Annotated in this window: 14 protein-coding genes; 4 read left to right on the forward strand and 10 right to left on the reverse strand. The window is 65.3% G+C overall.

The features are described from left to right. The first annotated feature begins 7 nt into the window (after positions 1–7). On the forward strand, positions 8–1,240 hold the full coding sequence (locus tag D8Z78_RS01750) for an MFS transporter (protein ID WP_121631455.1): 1,233 nt from the start codon (positions 8–10) through the stop codon (positions 1,238–1,240). 9 nt (positions 1,241–1,249) lie between these two features. Here D8Z78_RS01750 and D8Z78_RS01755 read toward each other — a convergent pair whose 3' ends face one another. The 3 genes from D8Z78_RS01755 to cysS all read right to left on the reverse strand — a co-directional run bounded on the left by D8Z78_RS01755 (position 1,250) and on the right by cysS (position 5,110). After that, complete coding sequence (locus tag D8Z78_RS01755; RefSeq protein ID WP_121631454.1) at positions 1,250–2,023, reverse strand: squalene/phytoene synthase family protein; 774 nt, start codon at positions 2,021–2,023, stop codon at positions 1,250–1,252. Next, positions 2,020–3,633, reverse strand: coding sequence for a citramalate synthase (gene cimA, locus D8Z78_RS01760; protein WP_121631453.1), 1,614 nt, complete (start codon positions 3,631–3,633; stop codon positions 2,020–2,022). Before cimA ends, D8Z78_RS01755 begins: the two co-directional genes overlap by 4 nt. A gap of 94 nt (positions 3,634–3,727) precedes the next feature. Beyond that, a complete protein-coding gene (gene cysS / locus D8Z78_RS01765) occupies positions 3,728–5,110 on the reverse strand; it encodes a cysteine--tRNA ligase (protein ID WP_121631452.1) in 1,383 nt (460 codons plus the stop codon). A gap of 196 nt (positions 5,111–5,306) precedes the next feature. Here cysS and D8Z78_RS01770 point away from each other — a divergent pair, with 196 nt between their 5' ends. Then, complete coding sequence (locus tag D8Z78_RS01770) at positions 5,307–5,648, forward strand: MmcQ/YjbR family DNA-binding protein (protein WP_121631451.1); 342 nt, start codon at positions 5,307–5,309, stop codon at positions 5,646–5,648. Further along, positions 5,645–6,370, forward strand: a complete 726-nt coding sequence (locus tag D8Z78_RS01775) for an alpha/beta fold hydrolase (protein ID WP_121631450.1) — start codon at positions 5,645–5,647, stop codon at positions 6,368–6,370. Before D8Z78_RS01770 ends, D8Z78_RS01775 begins: the two co-directional genes overlap by 4 nt. Positions 6,371–6,452: 82 nt before the next feature. On the opposite strand, the gene mltG is transcribed toward D8Z78_RS01775, so the two are convergent. The 3 genes from mltG to D8Z78_RS01790 form a co-directional block, all read right to left on the reverse strand. Next, positions 6,453–7,607, reverse strand: coding sequence for an endolytic transglycosylase MltG (gene mltG, locus D8Z78_RS01780; protein WP_121631449.1), 1,155 nt, complete (start codon positions 7,605–7,607; stop codon positions 6,453–6,455). A gap of 61 nt (positions 7,608–7,668) precedes the next feature. Next, positions 7,669–8,931, reverse strand: a complete 1,263-nt coding sequence (gene fabF / locus D8Z78_RS01785; RefSeq protein WP_121631448.1) for a beta-ketoacyl-ACP synthase II — start codon at positions 8,929–8,931, stop codon at positions 7,669–7,671. Between the two features lie 178 nt (positions 8,932–9,109). Next, positions 9,110–9,907 carry a glycosyl transferase gene (locus tag D8Z78_RS01790; protein ID WP_121631447.1) on the reverse strand — a complete coding sequence of 266 codons (798 nt, stop codon included), beginning with the start codon at positions 9,905–9,907 and terminating at the stop codon, positions 9,110–9,112. 227 nt (positions 9,908–10,134) lie between these two features. Between D8Z78_RS01790 and rsgA the strand changes: the two genes are divergently transcribed. Next, the gene (gene rsgA, locus D8Z78_RS01795; RefSeq protein ID WP_121631446.1) at positions 10,135–11,169 is read left to right on the forward strand and encodes a ribosome small subunit-dependent GTPase A; all 1,035 of its coding nucleotides are present in this window, start codon (positions 10,135–10,137) and stop codon (positions 11,167–11,169) included. Between the two features lie 45 nt (positions 11,170–11,214). Here the strand turns inward: rsgA and D8Z78_RS01800 are convergent, their stop codons facing one another. The 4 genes from D8Z78_RS01800 to D8Z78_RS01815 form a co-directional block, all read right to left on the reverse strand. After that, the gene (locus tag D8Z78_RS01800; RefSeq protein ID WP_121631445.1) at positions 11,215–12,381 is read right to left on the reverse strand and encodes a M20 aminoacylase family protein; all 1,167 of its coding nucleotides are present in this window, start codon (positions 12,379–12,381) and stop codon (positions 11,215–11,217) included. A 130-nt stretch (positions 12,382–12,511) separates the two neighbouring features. Next, on the reverse strand, positions 12,512–13,855 hold the full coding sequence (locus D8Z78_RS01805) for an NAD(P)/FAD-dependent oxidoreductase (RefSeq protein ID WP_121631444.1): 1,344 nt from the start codon (positions 13,853–13,855) through the stop codon (positions 12,512–12,514). A 31-nt stretch (positions 13,856–13,886) separates the two neighbouring features. Beyond that, entirely contained in the window at positions 13,887–15,059 is a 1,173-nt protein-coding gene (argE, locus tag D8Z78_RS01810; RefSeq protein ID WP_121631443.1) for an acetylornithine deacetylase, read from the reverse strand. Between the two features lie 86 nt (positions 15,060–15,145). Continuing rightward, positions 15,146–16,978: an ABC transporter ATP-binding protein gene (locus D8Z78_RS01815; RefSeq protein ID WP_121631442.1), complete on the reverse strand. Its 1,833-nt coding sequence runs from the start codon at positions 16,976–16,978 to the stop codon at positions 15,146–15,148. Positions 16,979–17,149: the final 171 nt, after the last annotated feature.

The raw sequence follows: 17,149 nt of genomic DNA on the forward strand, positions 1-17,149 counted from the left end.
TTTCGCCATGACCCAGACTTCCGACGCCCGCGCAAAGCGCAACGTGACCGTGCTGGTGATGGCCCAGGCCATCCTCGGCGCGCAAATGCCGATGATCTTCACAATCGGCGGCCTCGCCGGGCAGAGCCTTGCGGCCAATGCCTGCTTTGCCACCTTGCCGATCTCGCTGATCGTGCTGGGTTCGATGCTGTCGGCCACGCCGCTTTCGGCGATCATGCAGCGCTTTGGCCGCCGCGCCGGGTTCTGGGTGGGTGCCATGGGCGGTGCCATCGGCGGGCTGATCTGCATCGCCGGGCTCTACATGGCCTCCTTCCCGGTCTTCCTGCTGGGCTCGCTCTGTACCGGCGTCTACATGTCGGCGCAGGGGTTCTATCGCTTCGCCGCCGCCGACACCGCCTCTGACGATTTCCGCCCCAAGGCGATTTCCTATGTCATGGCGGGCGGGCTGGCCTCGGCGCTGCTGGGGCCGCAACTGGTCAAGGTTGCGGGCGGCATGATCGACAGCCCCTCGGCCATCGTTTCGTCCTTTGCCGGGATCTACGTGTTCGTCGTGGTGCTGAACGTGATCGGCTCGGCCCTGTTCCTGTTCCTCGACATCCCCAAGCCCCCGATCCCCGCCGAGGACGCGCCCGTCGGACGCTCGCGCATGGGTTTGCTCAAGACCCCGCGCATCGCGGTGGCGGTGATCTGCGCCATGGTCTCGTACGCGCTGATGAACCTCGTGATGACCTCGACACCGCTGGCGGTGGTCGGCTGCGGATTCGAGCAGAACAACGCCGCCGATGTGGTCTCGGCCCATGTGGTGGCGATGTTCCTGCCGTCGTTCTTCACCGGCCACCTGATCGCGCGCTTCGGTGTCGAAAAGATCATGGCCACGGGCCTGCTGATCCTTGCCGGTGCCGGTGCCGTCGCCCTGTCCGGGGTCGAGCTGGAGCATTTCTTCGTCGCGCTGATCCTGCTGGGGCTGGGCTGGAATTTCGGTTTCATCGGCGCCACCACGATGCTGGCCGGTGCCCATGAACCGCATGAGCGCGGCCGTATGCAGGGCCTCAACGACCTCTTGGTCTTTGGCGGCGTGACCTTTGCCTCGCTGGCCTCGGGCGGGTTGATGAACTGTTCGGGCGGGACACCGCAGGATGGCTGGATGGCGGTGAACATCGCCATGGTGCCCTTCCTCGCGCTGGCGGGCGGCGCGCTGATCTGGCTGATGCTGCGCCCCGAAACCCGCGCGGCGGAATAGCGACCGGGCTTACCAGCGCCCGGTCAGGCTGGTCCAGACCCGGCGCAGGCGCAGCACCGCCTCGGGCGGTTCCAACTCGCCCGCCGCGACCCGGCCCGGATCTGCCGCCACCCGGTTCAGGACCCACCGCGTCGCAGGCGCCGCCGCAAAGGCAGGACGCGCGCGCCGATCCGCAAGTCGGCGGGCCGTGTCCAAATCCTTAAGCCCCGCGCGCGCCAGCCTGCGCAACGTCTCGGGCCGGCCATCCGGCAAAGGATGCCTGCCACGTGACACCAGTTCCGGGACCGCGCGCAGATAGGCCGCCAGCCCCGCTGCGCGCCCAAAGTGCCGCGCCGCCGCATCGCAGCGTCCGCCAAGGCCGCGTGCCGCGACCTGCACCAGACCGCCCGAGGTCTGCTCCAGATAGGTCCACAGCGCCGCCTCGTCGTCGAAGGGCGCGGGTTCGACATCCAGACGGCGCGCATCGACAAGCTCCTGCAGGATGGCCGCGTCTGCCGCATCCAGCAACGCCGCCAGCGGTGTCACCACCTCGTGGCGCCGGACCACCTCGCCCGCGCGGATTTCCTCCAGCGAGTCCCACCACCATTGCAGGCGCATCTGCGCAATCATCGGCTCGGACGTCACCCAAGGCGCGCGGCTGACCTCGATGTTGAAGGCATAAAGCGGAAACAGAACCTCACGCGCGGGCACCGGCGCCGCCATGACACTGGCAAAGCGTTCCGGGTCGCCGCGCTCGACGTTCTGCGCACATTGGAACAGGTCGGTGCCGGGCGCGATGCTCATGCCGCGCCGTCGCGGATCAACTTCCAGCGCACCGCATCCAGCAGCGCCTCGAAGGACGCATCGACGATATTCGCGCTGACGCCCACGGTCGCCCAGCGGCGCCCCTGCCCGTCCTCGCTGTCGATGATGACACGGGTCACGGCCTCGGTGCCGCCTTGGGTGATGCGCACCTTGAAATCCACCAGCCGCATGTCGTCGATCACCGCCTGATACGGGCCCAGATCCTTGGCCAGCGCCTTGGCCAGCGCGTTCACCGGACCGCGATCATTGCCGATCTCATCCATGGACTCGGAGACCGACAGCTTCTTTTCGCCATCGACCTTCACCACGACCACCGCCTCGGACAGGCTGACCATGCGGTTATACTTGTTCTTGCGGCGCTCGACCGTGACCCGATAGCGTTTGACCTCGAAGAAGTCCGGCATCTGCCCCAACTCGTCCCGCGCCAGCAATTCAAAGGACGCCTGCGCGGTGTCATAGCTATAGCCCTCGGCCTCGCGCGCCTTCACCCGATCGAGGATGCGCGCCAGCGCCGGGTCGCCCTTGTCGACCACCAGCCCGGCGGCGGTCAGACGCTCGCGCAGGTTCGACTGCCCCGCCTGGTTCGACATCGGCACGACGCGGCGATTGCCGACCAGACCGGGATCGACATGTTCATAGGTGGACGGGTCCTTGAGGATAGCGCTGGCATGCAGCCCCGCCTTGTGAGCAAAGGCCGAGGCCCCCACATAGGCCACCTGTTTCGCAGGCACCCGGTTCAGGATGTCGTCCAGCATCCGAGAGGTATAGGTCAGCCCCTCCAGCGCCGCATCCGACACGCCGATTTCGAAGCGGCTGGCATAGGGTTCCTTCAGCTTCAGGGTCGGGATCAGCGCCGTCAGATTGGCATTGCCACAGCGCTCGCCAAGCCCGTTCAGCGTGCCCTGGATTTGTCGCGCCCCCGCATCCACGGCGGCCAGCGACCCGGCCACGGCCATTTCCGTGTCGTTATGCGTGTGGATGCCCAGATGATCGCCGGGGATGCCCGCCGCGATCACATCGCGCACGATCTGCCCGATTTCATGCGGCAAAGTCCCACCATTGGTGTCGCACAGCACGATCCAACGCGCGCCCGCGTCTTGCGCGGCTTTCAGACACTCCAACGCATAGTCCGGGTTCGCCTTGTACCCGTCAAAGAAATGCTCCGCATCGAACAACGCCTCGCGCTTCTGCGCGCGGATATGCGCCACCGAAGCCCGAATGCTCTCGACATTCTCCTCCAGCGTGATCCCCAGCGCCTTGGTGACGTGGAAATCATGCGTCTTGCCCACGAGGCACACCGCCGATGTGCCCGCGTTCAGCACCGCCGCCAGCACGTCATCATTCTCGGCCGACCGCCCCGCGCGCTTGGTCATGCCAAAGGCGGTCATGGTCGCGCGGGTATGCGGCACCTCCTCGAAAAAGGCGCTGTCCGTCGGGTTCGCCCCCGGCCAGCCGCCTTCGATATGATCGACGCCCAGCGTGTCGAGCGCCTCGACGATGCGCAGCTTTTCAGCGGTGGAAAACTGCACGCCCTGCGTCTGCTGCCCGTCACGCAAGGTGGTGTCATAGAGATACAGCTTCTCTTTCATGCCACCGCCCCGTGCTTCTTCTTGGTCAAAATACCCCGGGGGTGTGGGGGCTGGCCCCCACTCCTGCGGGCAACAAAAGCACAAAGGTCAAAGGTCACAGCAATCCCTCCAACTTGCTCGCGTCGAACTCCGGCCCCGGCACCAGTTCGACGCCCGCCTTTGACATGCGCACCTCGACTCCCGCTGCGACCAATGCCGATTTCAGCCGGTCCACCTCGGAGAAGTCCTTCGTCTGCATTGCGTTCGCACGGGTCTGTGCCAACAGGTCGGCCAGCGGTCGCAGCGCATCGCCCCGAGCATCCAGCCCTTTCAAAGCCGCTTCCATACCATCCCATGTCCACAGGCCGAGAAACACGAGGTTCGCTGCCAAGACGCCCGCATCCTCGATCTGATCCAACCGTGCCAGTGCGGCATGGCTGTTCAAATCGTCGGCCAGCGCCGACAGGATCTGTTCGTCCGGGGCCTGTGCCTTTGCGGCCTCCATATCCGTTCCGGCTATGCGGCCCAGATACCCCTGCAACTTACGCTCCGCTGCGCCCGCCTTCTCCGCCGTCCAGTCCATCGGCTTGCGGTAATGGGTGGACAGCATAACGAAGCGGATCACCTCGCCCGGAACGCCCTGATCCAACAGGTCGCGCACCGTGAAGAAGTTGCCAAGCGACTTGGACATCTTCTTACCCTCGACCTGCAACATCTCGTTGTGCAGCCAGACATTGGCAAACCCACCCTCGGGATGGGCGCAGCAGCTTTGCGCCACCTCGTTTTCGTGGTGCGGGAACAGCAGGTCATTGCCGCCCCCGTGGATGTCAAAGCTCTCGCCCAGCAGGTCATAGCTCATGGCCGAGCATTCGATATGCCAGCCCGGGCGACCCCGGCCCCACGGGCTGTCCCAGCCGGGCAGATCGTCCGACGAGGGCTTCCACAGCACGAAATCCATCGGGTTGCGTTTATACGGTGCCACTTCGACCCGCGCGCCGGCGATCATGTCATCGACCGACCGCCCCGATAGCGCGCCATAGCCCGTATAGCTTTCGACTGCGAACAGCACATGGCCCTCGGCCGCGTAGGCGTGGCCCTTGGCGATCAGGTCCGCGATCATCGCCACCATCTGCGGGATGAATTGCGTCGCGCGCGGCATGTGCGACGGCTCCAGCGCGCCCACGGCGGCCATGTCGTCGAGATACCAGCGGGTGGTCTCTTCGGTGATCTCGGCAATCGTGCGCCCAGACTCTGCTGCGCGCGCGTTGATCTTGTCATCCACGTCAGTGAAGTTGCGCACATAGGTCACGTGATCCGGCCCATAGACCGCGCGCAGCAGGCGGAACAGCGTGTCGAACACGATCACGGGCCGCGCATTGCCCAGATGCGCGCGATCATAGACCGTCGGCCCGCAGACATACATGCGCACGTTCTTGGGGTCGATCGGGACAAAGGTTTCCTTTGTCCGCGTGCGGGAATTGGTAAAGCGCAGTTCCATGGCCCGTTCCTTCGCGAATGCTCGCGGCGGGCTTATCAAGTCATGTCACAAGATGGAATAGAAGACCGGCCCGCCAACGATGTCAGCGGATAATGCAAATGATGGTGAGGGTTGCGTTGGTCTTCATGGGCCAGCGCATAGCATGGCGCGGCGGATCTGCCTAGCGTTTTTCCCGCCAAGCGGCTAGCCTCGGCGCATGAGCCGCGATCTGGTCGATACGATATGCGCGCCATTGCCGGGTGCCGAATGCAGCGACCCCTGGGGCGGGGGCCACGACGCGTGGAAAGTCGGTGGCAAGATGTTCGCCTGCATCGGCGCGGCCCAAGCCGGCGTCAGCGTCAAGACCGAGAGCATCGAACAGGCGCAGTTCCTGATCGAGATGGGCCGCGGCGAGAAAGCCCCCTACTTCCACCGCTCATGGCTGTTCATCCCGTGGGGCTTGGTGCCCGAGGATGAGTTGCGGGACCGGATCGAAACGTCCTACCGGATCATCTTTTCCGGCCTGACACGGAAGGCGCAGCGCGAGATCGCCGGGTGACCGCGCTGTACCTGCACGGGCTGCCCGGCAGCGGGGCCGAACTGGCCTTGGCCGGGCGTGCCATGGCGGTGCTGGACCGCGATGCGCCCAGCTTCGCGCAACTGGCGCTGCGACTGCCCGAGGGGCCGTTGCATCTGGTGGGGTTTTCACTGGGTGCGGCCTGCGCGCTTCGGCTGGCGGCACTGGCACCGGAAAAGGTCGCGCGGTTGACGCTGATCTCGGCGGCGGCGCCGTTGGAGATGGGGGATTTCCTGCCACGCATGGCTGGCGCGCCGGTGTTCCGCATGGCGCAGGGGGCCGCGCGCATGGCGGCGCTGACCAGCGTGCAGTCGGCGCTGGCGCGGGTTTCGCCCGGCCTGTTCCTGAAGCTGCTGATGCGCGGCACGGACGCGTCGGATGCCGCCCTGTTCCGGCGAGAGACGGCGCTGCTGCGGCAGATCATGCAATACGGGCTGGGACCGGGTCAGGCGGCCTATCTGCGCGAGATCACGGCCTATGTGAGGCCTTGGGCCCGTCATGTCGCCCATGTGGGCTGTCCGGTGACGCTGCATCACGGCTCCGAAGATCGGTGGACGCCGCCCGCCATGGCCGAGGCGCTGGCGGCGGCCCTGCCCCATGCGGAGCTGATCCGGCATGCGGGACTTGGCCATTATGCAACCCTGCATCGGGTTCTGTCGCGCGGGATGGATTCGAAGCCTGCAAGGCCCTTCGAAGGGCCTTGATCCAACCGCTTTCGAAAGCGGTTAATGACGCGTCTTCGAAGACGCGTGCCCAAGGCGCTTCGAAGCGCCTTGCCCCCAAGCCTCAATTGTCGCGCGCCGCCTCCAGCGCCCGATAAGCGGCCACGTTGCGGTTATGCTCGTCCAGCGTCTCGGCGAACAGATGGCCATCGGCGGGGTCCAAAGTCTTGGCCACGAAGTAGATGTAATTCGTCTCGGAAGGATTCAGCGCCGCCTCGATCGCGGCACGGCCCGGATTGGCAATCGGGGTCGGCGGCAAACCATTGATGCGATAGGTGTTCCACGGAGTCTCGCGGTCCAGTTCGGACCGGCGCAGGCCGCGGCCCAACACGCCTTCACCCTTGGTGATGCCGTAGATCACCGTCGGGTCCGTCTGCAGGCGGATGCCCTCGTTCAGGCGGTTGACGAAAACCGACGCCACATCGAACCGTTCCTGCGCGTTCCCGGTTTCCTTCTCGACGATCGAGGCGAGGATCAGCGCCTCTTCCGGCGAGCGCAGCGGCAGCCCCTCGACACGGTTGGCCCAGGCCTCCGCCAGGATACGCTCCTGCGCAGCCTGCATCCGTTCGATCACCGAGGCCAGCGTATCGCCGGGCACGATCTCGTAGCTGTCGGGCGCGAGGCTGCCCTCGGCGGGCACCTCGGCCTCCCCCTCAAGCGCATCGATCTGCTTCAGCTCTTCGACCACCTGCCAAGAGGTCACGCCCTCGGCCAGCGCCACGCGATAGCGCGTGTCGGACGCGGCGCGCACGCGGGTGTAATCCTCTGGCTCTTCTTCATCGAGGTTGAACTGCACGCGTTCCACATAGCGCCCAGTAGCCGGGTCCAGCTCGCGCACCTCGGCGGTGGCGCGGGTGATGCCGATGCGATAGACCACCTCGGTGCCGCAGGTCGACGCCCCGCCCTTGGTCACGATATCGGTGATCTCGGCCATCGAGGCGCGCTCGGGAACCAGATAGCTGCCCGCCTTCAGGGCCTGCGTCTTGTCGGCATAATCCGCGCCCGCGCGGAACATCCATCCGGCGGAAATCGCGCCCTGCTGTTCCAGATCCTGACTGACGGCGCGCATATTGGTGCCGCGCGGCACCTGCAGGCAGATCGCCTGATCCAGCGGCCCTTCGGCGCTGTATTCGTTCTGCGCCCACAGCAGAACGCCCCCCAGAAGGAAGAAGATCACGACAAGGAAAGTCAGCGCATTGGATGCGATATTGCGCCACATGGGCCGTCTCCGTCCGTCAAAACCCGTGTCAGGTCCGGGCCTTATGGCCCGGCCGTCCCGGTCAGTCCAGCTTGCCGAAGATCACGGATGCGTTGGTGCCGCCAAAACCAAAGCTGTTCGACAGCGCATAGGCAATTTCGCGCTCACGCTTGGCATTCGGGGCGAGGTCGATGGGGGTGTCGACCGCCGGATTGTCGAGGTTGATCGTCGGCGGGGCGACCTGATCGCGGATCGCAAGGATCGAAAAGATCGCCTCGATCGCGCCCGCAGCCCCCAGCAGGTGGCCGGTGGCGGATTTGGTCGAGGACATGGTCGCCTTCGTCGCCGCATCGCCCAACAGGCGTTCCACCGCACCCAGTTCGATCGTATCCGCCATGGTCGAGGTGCCATGCGCGTTGATATAGTCGATGGCCGACGGTTCCAGCCCGGCATCGCGCAGCGCCGCGCGCATGGACCGCTCGCCGCCCTCGCCCGTCTCGGAGGGCGCGGTGATGTGATAGGCGTCGCCCGACAGGCCGTAGCCGCAAACCTCGGCATAGATCTTGGCGCCGCGCGCCTTGGCGTGCTCGTATTCCTCCAGCACGACGACGCCCGCGCCCTCGCCCATGACGAACCCGTCGCGGTCGGCATCATAGGGACGCGACGCCTTGGTCGGGTCATCGGCGCGCTTTGTGGACAGCGCCTTGCAGGCGTTAAAGCCCGCGATGCCGATCTCGCAGATCGCCATTTCCGCACCGCCCGCAACCATCACGTCCGCATCGCCATACTTGATCAGACGCGCCGCATCGCCAATCGCATGCGCGCCGGTCGAACAGGCGGTCACGACCGAATGGTTCGGCCCCTTGAAGCCATGACGGATCGACACGTTCCCGGAAATCAGGTTGATCAGCGCACCCGGAATAAAGAAGGGCGACACGCGCCGCGGCCCCTTGTCCCGGATCAGGTAAGCGGTCTGCGCAATCGCGTCCAAACCGCCGATGCCAGAGCCGATCATCACACCAGTGCGCTCGAGGCTTTCGGTATCGGTCGGCGCCCAGCCCGCGTCCCGCACAGCCTGATCGGCGGCGGCGATGCCGAAGCGGATGAACTCATCCACTTTGCGCTGCTCTTTCTTGTCCATGTAGTCGTCGGGATTGAACGTCCCGTCGGTGCCGTCGCCGTAGGGAACCTCGCAGGCATAGGTCGTCGCCAAGCCCGAGGCATCGAACTTGGTGATCGGCCCCGCCCCCGACTGGCCGTCCAGCAGACGCGACCATGTTTCCTCGACCCCGCTTGCCAGCGGCGTCACCAGTCCAAGCCCTGTGACCACAACGCGACGTGCCATGGCTCTGCCCTCTCATAATATCTGTTGAATCCGCTCTTACCGCGCCTGCCCCCCGATGGGCAAGCACATGCCCGGCGAAATCACGCCCGGCCCCTGCTTCTTTGGTCCGCAAATACCTTCGGGAGAGCGCGAGAGGGCAGACAGCCCTCTCGCATCCGCCTTTGCAAAACGTGCGGACCTATGCCCAGTCCGCCCCCAGATCCGCCCGCGCCCGGTCGATCCAGTGATCGCGCAACCAGTCGCAGGGTTTGGAATGCCGGATGAAGGACCCGTTCCAGCCCTCCAGCGCATCGGTCATTTTCGGACGACCATGGAAGCACACCACCTTCGCCGCCTCTGGCAGGCGCGGCGCGTGCAGCCAGTTGCCGGGAAACGGGTTGCAGTCATACTTGAAGGACACGACCCAATCGCCCGGAATATAGGTGAAAACACCGTTATCCATCGCCTTGTGCGAGGTATAGCGCTGCTCGGAGCCGCGCGCCTTCTCGACCTCTGCATAGGGGTTGGCGGCAAGGTTTTCGTACAGGAACCCATGCAGCGCCGGATCGAACCGAAAGACCGAGCCATGCCCGGTGGGGCGGCCCTTGCGCGCCTCGGTCCAGTCATGCCGCATGGCGATGGTGCCCGGCGCAAGGTCGTGGATCTCGTCCAGCGATCCGGTGATCACCACGTCCAGATCGAAGCCCAGCACCGGCCCCTGCAAGTCGGGCACAAGCCCGGGGCGGAACAGCGACACCTTGCGCATCGCGCCCTGCCGGTTCGCCACGGCCAAGGCCTGCGCCATCGGCTCGGCAAAGGGTTCCACCGGCAGATCGAGCACCTCGATATCCGGGTGTAGCCCTTCGCTATGTTCGGTCATGCACAGGAACCGCACCGGGCACGACATGTTGCGTCGCACCCCCGAATACAGCCGGTTAACATATTCGGGGCCAAAGAGGGTGCCCCACTTGATGCACATGATGTTGACCGGGGTCATTCGCCGCTCCGTCTGCCTTTTGCAGCCCTTATCAAGGCACGCGCCGCAAGGCCAGCGCTTGCGCGCGCCCTCTCGGACGGCTAGGTTGGTGCCACAAATCCGATGGAGGTTGTTTGGAGCTTGTGCGCCCCTGACCGGGACTTGGGGTTACCCCCACCCGTGACACCTGACCGCCGCCTTGCCAAGCAAGGCGGGCCTAAACGAATGCTCTATCGGAGTTTCCCGCATTGACGGATTTCACATTGGCCGACCTTGGATGGTCGGATTTCTTCGCACGCGCCGCCGCCGACGTTGACCCGACCCTGCCGCCTGCGCGGGTCAGCGCCGTGCATCGCGACCGGATCGAGGTGCTTTTTCCGGATGGCAGCCAATCGCTTGTTCCGGTCCAACGGACCTCGGTCTACGCGGTCGGCGACTGGGTGCTCAGGGATGGCGACATCGCCCGCCACCTGCTGCCCGCACAGACCGACCTGTCGCGCCGCGCGGCTGGCGAGACGGTGGCGAAACAACGCATCGCCGCCAACATGCAGACGATCGCCATCGTCACCAGCTGCAATGCCGATTTCAACCCGGCCCGGCTGGAACGCTATTTGGCGCTGGTGCTGGCCTCGGGCGCGCTGCCGCTGATCGTTTTGACCCGCGCCGATCAGGTCGACGACCCGCGCCTGTTCGAGAAACAGGCCGAACGGCTTTCGCCGCTGGTCACGGCGCTGGCGCTGAACGCCAAGGACCCGGAGGATGCGCAGAGGCTCGAAGCCTGGTGCAGGGACGGCCAGACCTTGGCCTTGGTGGGCTCGTCCGGGGTTGGTAAGACGACCCTGCGCAACGCCCTGTCTCTGAGCCAAGCCGCCACGGCGGCCATCCGCGAGGACGATGCCAAGGGGCGGCACACCACGACCTTCCGCGAACTGCTGCCCACCCGGGCCGGCGGCTGGCTGATCGACACGCCGGGGATGCGCGAACTTGCCATCACCGGCGCGGACGAGGGCCTGTCGCAATTGTTCGACGATCTAGAAGATCTGGCTGAGCACTGCCGTTTTCGCGATTGCGCGCATGAGACGGAGCCGGGCTGTGCCGTGCGCGCCGCCATCGAGGCCGGGACGATGGACGCTGAGCGGCTGGCGCGCTGGCAGGCGCTGCGGGCCGAGGATGCGCGCAATTCCGAAACCCTCTCCGAGACGCGCGCCAAGGCGAAGCGGTTCGGCAAGGTCGTGAAGGAAGCCAAGCGGATCAAGGGGCGGTCCGGCAAACCGATCCGCTAGGCCAGTTCAAGGTAGGATGGGTGATCACCCATCCTACTTTCTGTTTCACGCCGATATCGGCATCCGCTTTTCGACCACTTCGGCCCACCAGGAACAACCCGCCGGGATCGCGTCATCGTTGAAGTTGTATTCCGGGTGGTGCACCATCGCCGTGTCGCCATTGCCGACAAGGATATAGGCCCCCGGACGCTCCTCCAGCATGAAGGCAAAGTCCTCGCCGCCCATGACGATTGGCGCCTCGTCGCAGCCGCCCGAGATGCTGGTCGCGATCTCGCGGGCGAAATCGGTCTGCTCACCATGGTTCACCATGACCGGGTAGCCGTGGTGATAGACCACCTCGATCTGCCCGCCAAACGTCGCCGCGACACCGGCGCTGATGTCGCGGATGCGCTTTTCGGCCAAGGCGCGCATGTCATTGGTCTGGGTCCGCACGGTACCCTTGATATGGACACGCTGCGGGATGACGTTGAACGCCTTGGACGAGGTTTCGAACGATGTCACTGACACGACAACCGGGTCCACCGGATCGGCGCTGCGCGACGAGATCGTCTGCAACGCCAGTACCAGTTGCGCCGCCATCACCGTCGTATCCACCGTCTCATGCGGCTTGGCCGCGTGGCCGCCCAGCCCTTCGAGCTTCAGCTCGAACTGGTCGGTCGCCGCAAAGAAGGCGCCCTCGCGGATTGCGAAACTGCCCACGGGGCGGCCCGGCCAGTTGTGCATGCCATAGACCTCCTGAATACCCCAGCGGTCCATCATGCCGTCATCGCACATCTCCTTGCCGCCACCGCCGCCTTCCTCTGCCGGTTGGAAGATCACCACCACCGTGCCATCGAAATTGCGCGTCTCGGACAGGTATTTGGCCGCGCCCAGCAGCATCGCCGTATGGCCGTCATGGCCACAGGCATGCATGGCGCCATCGGTCTTCGACGCATAGTCGAGGCCCGTCTGTTCGTGGATCGGCAGCGCGTCCATATCGGCGCGCAGGCCGATCACCTTGCCGGACCCGTTCGCGCGCCCCTTGATGACGCCCACGACGCCGGTGCGGCCAATTCCGGTCACGACCTCGTCACAGCCGAATTCCGTGAGCTTTTCGGCCACGATGGCAGCGGTGCGGTGCGTGTCGAACAGGATTTCCGGATTTTCATGCAGATCCCGGCGCCAGGCGGTGATCTCGTCCTGCAACTCGGCAAAGCGATTCTTGACGGGCATTTTGGTCTCCTGTGTCAGGTCGGCGCGCCCCGCAGGCGCGGGCCGTGTGCGTGTCTCTAGCCGAGAGCCTAGTCAGATACATGACCGACGCAAGTATCCCGGGCGGAAAATTTGACCCCGCGGTCAGCTTTCAGAGGTTCGGCCCGGGCACCAGCGTGGACCCGTCAAAGAAGCGCTGCACCCGAAAGCGCGACATGTCGATGCCGGGATCGCGCCCCAGCGCCAGATCGGCGGTGATCCTGCCAAATCCCGGCCCTGCGCCAAAGCCGTGCCCGCACATGCCGGTACAGATCGTCAGACCGGGAATCTGGTCGGCCCGATCCACCACCGGCACCACGTCCGGCAAGACATCGATCATGCCGGCCCATGTCGCCTGAACCGCGATCTCGCCCATCTCGGGGAACAGCTCGGCAAAGCGTTTCGGCAATTGCGCGGCGCGGGCATGGTTGGGCTTGGGCGACAGGATTCGCATCCGCTCGAACGGGGTTTCCTGATCGTCGGCCCATTTGCGCGCCGTGCCGAAGGCATCCGGGTAGCCCTTGGGCGCGGGGCTGCGCAGCTTGACCTCGAATTCGCCGGACAAGGCGAGTTTCAGATAGCGCGGCAGGTGACGGATGGCGTCGGGGCCGATCATCAGCTCGGCAAAGGCGGCGGGCGCCAGCGTGTAGCCACCATCGGCGCGGGGCCGAAACGCGATGGAGCCGTCCACCCCCGCCCCGCTGACGCGTTGCGGCAAGGGGCCGGTGGCCAGCACCGTCGAGCGCACGGACAGCTGCGGGATGTCGATCCCGTGGCGGCGCAGGAACAGCCCCGACCACGCGCCGCCCGCCAAAACGGCGCTGTCACAGGCAATGCGCCCTTGTTCAGTGACGACCCCCGAGACGCGCCCCGCGCTCAGGTCCAGACCGCGCACCGCGCATTGCTCGACGATGGTCACGCCGCTTTCGCGCGCCAGCCGCGCCAGTTCGGGCACCGCGACCCACGGCTCGGCTTTCATGTCCGAGGGCGTGTGCAACGCCCCGACCCAGCCGCTGGCCTGCGCGCCATGCATCTGGTCAACCTCGGTCCGGGACAACAGCCGCGCCCCGGCGCCAAGCGCGTTGGCCTGATTGGCCCATGCCTCGTACCCGGCCATCTCGGGCTCGGAGGTGGCGAGGTACGAGATGCCCACGGTCTTCAACCCAAGGCGCCCCTGACACTCGGCGTCGAGATCCGCCCAAAGACGCTGCGACTCCAACGCCACGGGAATCTCGGCCATGTCGCGTCCCTGCACGCGAATCCAGCCCCAGTTGCGGCTGGATTGTTCGGCGGCGATGCGGCCCTTTTCCAGAAGGACGACGCGCGCCCCGGCCCGCGCCGCGTAGAGCGCGGTGCAGGTGCCAATGACGCCGCCACCAATGACCACGAGGTCGGCCTTTGAGGGAAGCGGCGCGGCGTGTTCCGGCTGCTGTGGGAGCGTGAAAGGAAAGGTCATGGCGCGTGGAACCGTGGGATTTTGGGTATTTTTACCAAGAAGAAACCTGAAGCGTATCCAGCAGCCGTTCCATGAAGCGCTGGCCATCTGCAAATTGCGCGAGCGTCAGGTATTCGTCGGGCTGGTGCGCGACGGTGATCGAGCCCGGGCCGCAGACGGCGGCTTTGTAGCCTGCGCGCTGGAAATGGCTGGCCTCGGTGCCGTAGCTGACGAAGTTTTCGCTGTTGTCGCCGGTGATCTGACGCACCAGTTCCTCGGCGGTGTTGGCCTCTTCCGGCGCCAGCGGCGGCAGCGAGAATTTCTCGGTCACCTCGATCCACGCCTCGGGGCGGATTTTCTGCATCTCGGTGGTGAGTTTGTCGACCTGCTCCCGGAAGAGCGCGCGCCACTCATCAAGGCTTTCGCCCGGAACGACGCGAAAGCCGAAGCCGAATTCGCAATCCTTGGCCGCGATGTTATGCGCGGTGCCGCCCGAGATCTGGCCGACATGTGCATTGGTATAGGGCGGGTCGAAAAGCGCGGCCATGCCAGCGGGCGCGGCCGCTTGCAGCGAGGCGTTGAGGTGGTTGGCCCAGTCGATCAGTTTTGCCCCCCACATGATCGCGGACACGCCGGTGTGCAGAAGCGAGGAATGCACCTCGAACCCGTGCACATGCACCCACCACGTGACGCCACCCTTGTGGCCGGTGACGGCTTTCATCATCGTGGGTTCGCCGATGATGGCGTCGCGGGCGCGCGGCAGGCCGGACATCGCCTCGATCAAGGGCGGTGCCCCGGCGCAGCCGATTTCCTCGTCATAGGACAGCGCGATCTGCAAGGGGCGTTTGATGCCCCGATGCCGCGCTTCGACCAGCGCCCAGATGGCGAGCGCATCGAACCCCTTCATGTCGCAGGTGCCGCGCCCGAACAGCTTGCCGTCCTTCTCGGTCACGACCCAAGGGTCGGTGGACCAGTCCTGCCCATCCACCGGCACCACATCCGTATGACCGGACAGCACCACCCCGCCCGCGTCCCAAGGACCGACATGCGCAAACAGCGCCGCCTTGTGCGGCTGGTCCGGTTTGACATGCCGCTCGGCCTCGATCCCATGCGACGCGAGATAATCCTGCACCCAGTCGATCAACGGCAGGTTGGTGTCACGGCTGACGGTGGGAAACCCCACCAGCGTTTCTAGGATCTGTCTCGGGGTCAGCCGGTCGGCCATACGATACCTTTTCATGGCTTCTTTGGTCTCAAAATACCTCGGGGTGAGGCCCGAAGGGCCGAGGGGCAGCGCCCCTCCCGACCCGCTCAGTATCCGCTATCGGTCGTCAGAACATGATGCCCCGGCGACACTTCGCGATATTCCGAGGGCGCGGGTTCATGCCCCACCGGATGAATCGGCGACGGGATCGGCTTGAAATTCAGGTCCTTTTCCGACTTGCGCCGACGCGGGTCCGCCACGGGAACCGCCTTCATCAGGGCCTGCGTATAGGGGTGCTGCGGGTCCTCGAAGACCGCGCGGCGCGGGCCGATTTCGACGATGCGGCCCAGATACATCACGCCCACATGGTGGCTGACGCGCTCGACCACCGCCATGTCGTGGCTGATGAACAGGTAGCCGAGGCCCAGTTCCGCCTGCAATTCCATCATCAGGTTCAAGACCTGCGCCTGCACCGACACGTCCAGCGCCGACACCGCCTCGTCGGCGACGATCAGCTTGGGGTTCAGGGCCAACGCGCGGGCGATGGCGATGCGCTGACGCTGGCCGCCCGACAATTCGTGCGGAAAGCGGCGCATGAAGCTGCGCGGCAGTTCGACCCGGTCGAACAGGTTGGCGACCTTGTCCATCACCGCGCTGCCGCGTTCGGTGCGGTAGTTGTGGATCGGTTCGGCCACCTGATCGGCCAGCGGCAGTTGCGGGTTCAGCGAGGCGAACGGATCCTGAAAGATCATCTGCATCTCGCGCCGCGCGTCGCGCAATTGGTTGGGCGACAGGCCGATCACGTCGACGCCGTCCAGCATGACCTTGCCCTTCATCGGCTCGACCAGACGCAGCACAGAGCGCCCCGCCGAGGACTTGCCGCAGCCCGATTCCCCCACAAGGCTCAGCGTCTGCCCCTTGTTGAGGGTAAAGCTCAGATCCTCGACCGCGTGGACATTGGCCACCGTGCGGCGAAAGAATCCGCCCTTGACCGGAAAGCGCGTGGTCAGCCCCTCGACGGTCAAGAGCGGCTCGTTGGTGCCGGGAATCGGGTCGGTCTTGTGGTCGGTCTGGCCCACCAGCTTCATCGGCTCGGGCAGGTCCTTGCCGGTCATCTCGCCCAGCTTGGGCACAGCGGCCAAGAGCGCACGGGTATAGGGGTGTTGCGGGCGTTCGAAGATTTCCTCGGCGGTGCCTTCCTCGACCTTGTTGCCCCGGAACATCACCACCACGCGGTCGGCCATCTGCGCGACCACGGCCATGTCATGGGTGATGAACATCACCGCCGTGCCGGTCTCGCGCTTGAGGCGGTCCATCAGGGCGAGGATTTCCGCCTGAATGGTCACGTCCAGCGCCGTTGTGGGCTCATCCGCGATCAGCAGGCGCGGTTTGCAGGCCAGTGCCATGGCGATGACCACGCGCTGCCGCATGCCGCCCGACAATTCGTGCGGGTATTGCGTCAGGCGCCGCTCCGGCTCGGGAATACGCACCTCTTTCAACAGCTTGAGCGCCTCGGCGGTGGCCTCCTTCTTGGACAGGCCACGGTGGACGCGCAATCCCTCGGTCAGCTGCCGCCCGACGGTGAAGACCGGGTTCAGGGCGGTCATCGGCTCTTGGAAGATCATGCCGATCTCGTTGCCGCGAATGGTGCGCATCAGCGACTGTTCGGCGGTGGCAAGGTCGATCTCGCCGCCCTCCTTGCGGTCGAACAGAAGCCGCCCGCCGGCGATCTTGCCGCCGCCATATTCCACCAGCCGCATCAGCGACAGCGAAGAGACCGACTTGCCCGAACCCGATTCGCCCACCACGCAGACGGTTTCGCCCGCCGCGATCTCGAACGAGACATCTTCGACCCCCACGACCGTGCCGCCCTTGGTTTCGAACTCGACCCGCAGCTTTTCGATACGGGCAATCGGTGCGGCCGGTGAGGCATCCAGCATATTGGCGTTCCCTGTCTTGTCTTGTGGCGAAAGGCTAGGCTCAGCCCATCAGCGGTGTAAAGGGTTGGACTGCCCTGACCTTAGGCAATGCTTGCATTTTGATCATCTTCCGTTTTCGATGGGGTCAGGGTGGGTAAATTTCGTGTCAGATGCGTTTGACGGTTGCATACC

The sequence above is a fragment of the Tropicibacter alexandrii genome, from assembly GCF_003667315.2.
Taxonomy (GTDB): Bacteria; Pseudomonadota; Alphaproteobacteria; order Rhodobacterales; family Rhodobacteraceae; genus Tropicibacter; species Tropicibacter alexandrii.